Here is a 5,581-nt window from a genome sequence, read left to right on the forward strand (position 1 = left end):
TGTAGGCGGTCAATTCACGGCGCAGCGTGTTGTTGTATGCAAATGGGAATTTCTCGGCTTCGGGTTCGAGGAAGAAGTCGAACGGATTGAGCACCGCCATCTCGGCGACGAGATCGACTTCGACGCGGAACTCGCGCGTCGGCTCGGGAAACACCAGGCGCGCAAGCCAGTTCGACTGCGGATCCTGCTGCCAGTTGATGAAATGGCCGAACGGCTCGACGTTGAGCGAGTAGGAAAGGATGCGCGTGCGGCTGTGCGGCGCAGGCCGCAGCCGCACCGTTTGCGGACCGAGATGCACGAGCCGGTCGTAGCGATAGTGCGAGACGTGGTTCAGCGCGACATGGATCGACATGCTCAACCCCACGGTTTTGGCATGCCACCCACGATAGCAAAAATTTGCTGCAGTGCAACGAAAAAATTCGGACCGCAGCCAGGAACGCTGCGAACGCGATTGACCGCCCGCTATTTCTTGCCGAATTCGCCCTTGGCCTGGACGATCGTCGAACCGTCCGGCTGCGGCGTGCCGAACTTCTGCAGCGCAGTGCGGATCGTCGCATCGCCGCGTGAGGAGAGTTGGGCGGCCGCGTCGTAGGCCGTCTTCGTCGCCTTGAACGTGCCGTTGATCTGCAGCGGGCCGCCGAGGTCGTTGAGCACGCCGATGATGCTGCCGTCCGGATCGGTGCCGAGATTCCATTCCATGTCGCCGAGTGCCGCCTGGCGCGCGCCGGATACGGTGATGCCGTGCCAGACCAGCTTGCCTGCGATCGCTGCAGGCCACAGGCCTTCGCGCAGGCTGAGGCGCGAAAAGTTGCCGTCGACGTCGCCGCCGACTTCGATGCCGGGCAGACGGATCAGCGGCGTCAGCAGCGAGGCCGGGAACCTGAGTTGCGCGTCGCTCAGGTCGAGCGCGCGTTCGGCGCCGAGCTTCCATTTTGCCGACAGGTGCGCGGAACCAGCGTCGTTCTTCAGGGTGCCGCCCACGCCGCCGTCGGGCGCGGTATCGAACGTCGCTTCGACATTACCGAGCAGGTCGTGCGAAACCGACTGGGTTGCCGCGTTGTTCCAGTGCAGATCGCCGCGCGCCTCGGCGGGCGTGCCGTTGCGCACGGCGAGGTGCACCAGCTTGCCCTCGATGTCGCCCGTCAGCGTCGCGTTCGGCAGGCGCAGGATCGTCGCCATGAGTTGCGCCGGCAGCTTGTAGGCGAGGTCGTTCAATTCCGCATCGCGCGTCGGCGCGAGCTTGATCGCGCCGCTGAACTGCGCGGCGCCACCGGTGTTCTTCAACGTGCCGGCAACCTTGCCGTCGTCGGTCGTGTCGAACGCCGCCTCGACCACGCCGAGGTCGGTGTCGGCGAGCTTGGCCTTGATCCAGCGCGCTTTGCCTTGGCGCAGCAGGGTCGGCCAGCCGTCGAGCAGGGTGAGGCTCGCGGCGCTGCCGTCGATATCGCCCTCGGCCTTGCCCTGGATATGCAGCATGTCGGCGGCTGCGCTCGCGGGCAGGCTGAAGCCGAGATTGTCGAAGCGGTTGCCGGCGGGTGAGCGGTCGAGCGTGCCCGAGGCCTTGAGCGTGTCGCCCTTGATCGTGAAGTCGGCGACGCGGCGGCCTTCGAGCAACGGCTTGAAATGCAGATGCCAGTCGACCTGGCCGAGCGGGCGTTCGCGCACGGCGATGCTGCCGGCGTGGCCGTTCCAGATCGTGCCGGAGAGATCGGACAGCGTCACCGTCTTCGACGGCTTCATCAGGTACTTGTAGCCGATGCTGGCCGGCAGAAAAAACACCGCCGCCGCGGCGGCAACGATCAGCAGCAGGACGAAGACGAGAAAACGGCGCATGGGTGGGTTCCGAAAAGGGCTGGTGAATTCTAGCTACATCAGTGCTTTCAGGCGGTAGAGCAAATCCTGCGCCGCACGCGGTGTCAGCGCATCGACGTCAATCTCGCGCAGCGCGTCTTCGACCGCGCTCGGCCTGGCAAGTTCGAACAGGCCGAGCTGTGGAGAGGATTCTTTTTCCGCGGCGCGAGAGGTGGGCGCGCGTTGCGCTGTGCTCTCCAGCGTGGCCAGATGTTTGCGCGCATCGGTGATCACCGCTTTCGGCACACCGGCAAGTGCAGCGACGTGCAGGCCGAAGCTGCGGCTGGCCGGGCCTTCCTTGACCGCATGCATGAACACGAGCTGGTCGTCGTACTCGACCGCGTCGAGATGCACGTTGGCGATGCCCGGATACTGCGCGGCCAGTTCGGTCAGCTCGAAATAATGCGTCGCGAACAGCGTGAACGCATGGTTCTTGATCACGAGCTGCACCGCGCAGGCTTGCGCCAGGGCGAGGCCGTCGTAGGTCGAGGTGCCGCGGCCGACCTCGTCCATCAGCACGAGGCTGTGCCTGGTCGCATTGTGCAGGATGTTTGCGGTCTCGCTCATCTCGACCATGAAGGTCGATTGGCCGCGCGAAAGATCATCGCCCGCGCCGATGCGGGTGAAGATGCGATCGATGGTCCCGATCGTCGCCGCGTCGGCCGGCACGAAGCTGCCGATATGCGCGAGCAGCACGATCAGTGCGTTCTGGCGCATGTAGGTCGACTTGCCGCCCATGTTCGGGCCGGTGATGATCAGCATGCGGCGTGCGTCGTCGAAGACGAGATCGTTCGGCTCGAACGGGTCGCTGCGCACCTGCTCGACGACCGGATGGCGGCCGCGCACGACGTGGATTCCCTCGGACTCGACCAGCCGCGGCGCGCGCCAGTTCAGCGCATCGGCGCGGTCGGCGAGTGCGGCGAGCACATCGAGTTCGGCGATCGCCGATGCGGCTTGTTTCAGTGCGGCGAGGCGTTCGATCAGGAAATCGAGCAGCGCCTCGTACAGTGCGCGTTCGCGCATCAGCGCGCGCTCGCGTGCGGACAGCACCTTGTCCTCGAACGATTTCAATTCTTCGGTGATATAGCGCTCGGCGCCCTTGAGCGTCTGCCGGCGCGTGTAGTGCGTCGGCGCCTTGTCGGCCTGGCCCTTGTTGATCTCGATGTAATAGCCGTGCACGCTGTTGTAGCCGACCTTGAGCGTCGGGATGCCGGTCGCGGCCTTTTCGCGTTCCTCAAGATCGATAAGGAACTGGTTTGCGTTGGTTGACAGCGTACGCAGTTCGTCGAGTTCGGCGTCGTAGCCCGATGCGATCACGCCGCCGTCGCGCAGCAGCGCGGGCGGCTGTTCGAGCACGGCGTGGGCGAGATGCTGCGCGGTGTCGGCATGTTCGCCGAGGTGGTCGAGCAGGGAGGCTAGCAGCGGACTGTCGCAACTCTTCAGCGCGTCGCGCAATGCGGGCGTTGCGAGCAAGCCGTCGCGCAAAGTCGAAAGATCGCGCGGTCGCGCCGAACGCAGCGCGACGCGCGCGAGGATGCGTTCGAGATCACCGATGCCGCGCAGCACCTCGCGCAAGCCGTCGAAGCGGTGTTGCTCGATCAGGCTCTCGATCGCCTGATAGCGTTTGCGCAAAACATTGCGATCGCGCAGCGGCCGATGCAACCAGCGGCGCAGCGTGCGCGCGCCCATCGGCGTGATCGTCGCATCGAGCACGCCGAGCAACGTGTGTTCGTTGCGGCCGCTCGGATGCGTGTCGAGTTCGAGATTGCGCCGCGTCGCCGCATCGAGCGCGATCGTTTCGTCGGGGTTTTCCGAAGCGAGGCCAGATAGATGTGGCAACGCCGATTTCTGCGTTTCGCTGACATAGCCGAGCAGCGCGCCGGCCGCGGCGATCGCAAGCGGCATCGCTTCGACGCCGAAGCCGGACAGGTCGCGCGTGCCGAAAAACTTGTTGAGCTGGCGCTGTGCAGTCTCTGTGTCGAAATGCCACGGCGCGCGCTTGCGCAGACCGGGCAGGGCGGCGACGAAATTCGGCCAGGCGATGTCTTCGCTGACCAGAGTTTCCGCCGGCGCGAGGCGCGCGAGTTCAGAAGCGAGTTGTTCGGCATTCGCCGCTTCGCTGAGCAGGAATCGTCCGCTCGCGAGATCGACCCACGCAAGGCCATAGGTCGCCTTGTCCGCGGCAATCGCGAGCAGAAGATTGTCACGCCGCTCCTCGAGCAGCGCCTCGTCGGTCACCGTACCCGGCGTGACCACGCGCACGACCTTGCGTTCGACGAGGCCCTTCGCCAGCGCCGGATCGCCGATCTGCTCGCAGATCGCCACCGACTCGCCGAGCTTGATCAACTTGGCGAGATAACCTTCGACCGAATGGAACGGCACGCCGGCCATCGGAATCGGCGCGCCGGCCGAGGCGCCGCGCTGGGTCAGTGTGATGTCGAGCAGCCGCGCGGCCTTGCGCGCGTCGTCGTAGAACAGCTCGTAGAAGTCGCCCATGCGGAACAGCACCAGCGTGTCCGGATATTCCGCCTTGGCGGCGAAATACTGGCGCATCAGCGGCGTGTGCTGGGCGAGGTCGTCGCGGGTCATCGTGGCCTTGTGGTTTATGCTGTGCTTGCCGAGGAGACTTCCTTCCTCGAAAGTCCGAGCATTGTAGTGGAGTTGCCCATGTCTTCGTCCCCGGACGTTCATCAAACCGGCGCCAGCGACCGCGAGCTCAACGAACTCGCGCAGACGATCGCGACGATCTTCGTCCAGCGTGCTGCGACGCTGGCCACGGCGGAGTCGTGCACGGGCGGCTGGATCGCGAAGACGCTGACCGATGTCGCCGGCTCGTCGGTGTGGTTCGAATGCGGCGTCGTCACCTACAGTTACGAGGCCAAGGAGTCGTTGCTCGGCGTGCGCCCGGAAATACTCGCGCAGCACGGCGCGGTGAGCCGCGAATGCGTGGTTGAGATGGTCGCCGGCGCGCTCGCGCGCTTCGGCGCGACGGTGGCGGTGGCGGTCACCGGCATCGCTGGTCCGACTGGCGGCACGCCGGACAAACCGGTCGGCACGGTGTGGATCGGCTGGAAGCGCCGCGGCGGCTATGCGCACGCGGAGCTGTTTCATTTCGACGGCGATCGCGAGGCGGTGCGCCGACAAACTGTCGCCGCGGCGCTGCGCGGCGTGCAGAAAATTCTTACAAGCTGACGCGCGAATTCGCGCATGCGTCGGCACTCCCGGGTGTGGGATACTTCACAGCGTCGCAATCCGTGAGATCGGCGCAACGCACGATCCCGCCCACAGAAAATCTACTTTGAGGTATCCGCAATGGACGACAACAAGCGCAAGGCGCTTTCCGCCGCACTCGGCCAGATCGAAAAGCAGTTCGGCAAGGGCGCGGTCATGCGCATGGGCGACCGCACGGTCGACGCGGTCGAGGCGATCCCGACGGGTTCGCTGATGCTTGATCTCGCGCTCGGCATCGGCGGACTGCCGCGCGGTCGCGTCGTCGAAATCTACGGGCCGGAATCCTCGGGCAAGACGACATTGACGCTGCAGGTCGTCGCCCAGGCGCAGAAGCTTGGCGGTACCTGCGCGTTCATCGATGCGGAACATGCGCTCGATCCGATCTACGCCGAGAAGCTGGGCGTCAAGGTCGAGGATCTTCTGCTGTCGCAGCCCGACACCGGCGAACAGGCGCTCGAAATCGCCGACATGCTGGTGCGCTCCAGCGCGATCGACGTGA

Annotated in this window: 5 protein-coding genes; 2 read left to right on the top strand and 3 right to left on the bottom strand. The window is 65.3% G+C overall.

Annotated elements, in window-relative coordinates; all coding sequences use genetic code 11:
• The 3 genes from VF497_RS14165 to mutS all read right to left on the bottom strand — a co-directional run.
• Nucleotides 1–352: transglutaminase N-terminal domain-containing protein (locus tag VF497_RS14165; protein ID WP_330889819.1), on the bottom strand; the 352-nt coding region annotated here is incomplete at its 3' end.
• Between the two features lie 110 nt (nt 353–462).
• On the bottom strand, nt 463–1,833 hold the full coding sequence (gene gspN, locus VF497_RS14170; protein WP_330889821.1) for a type II secretion system protein N: 1,371 nt from the start codon (nt 1,831–1,833) through the stop codon (nt 463–465).
• A 33-nt stretch (nt 1,834–1,866) separates the two neighbouring features.
• Nucleotides 1,867–4,440 carry a DNA mismatch repair protein MutS gene (mutS, locus tag VF497_RS14175; RefSeq protein WP_330889823.1) on the bottom strand — a complete coding sequence of 858 codons (2,574 nt, stop codon included), beginning with the start codon at nt 4,438–4,440 and terminating at the stop codon, nt 1,867–1,869.
• A gap of 78 nt (nt 4,441–4,518) precedes the next feature.
• Between mutS and VF497_RS14180 the strand changes: the two genes are divergently transcribed.
• Together VF497_RS14180 and VF497_RS14185 are read left to right on the top strand one after the other, a co-directional pair.
• Nucleotides 4,519–5,043, top strand: coding sequence for a CinA family protein (locus VF497_RS14180; protein ID WP_330889826.1), 525 nt, complete (start codon nt 4,519–4,521; stop codon nt 5,041–5,043).
• 120 nt (nt 5,044–5,163) lie between these two features.
• Nucleotides 5,164–5,581, top strand: a 418-nt coding sequence (locus tag VF497_RS14185) for an ATPase domain-containing protein (protein WP_330889828.1), incomplete at its 3' end; no start/stop codon positions are given.

It is taken from the genome of Rudaea sp., assembly GCF_036383415.1.
Taxonomy (GTDB): Bacteria; Pseudomonadota; Gammaproteobacteria; order Xanthomonadales; family Rhodanobacteraceae; genus Rudaea.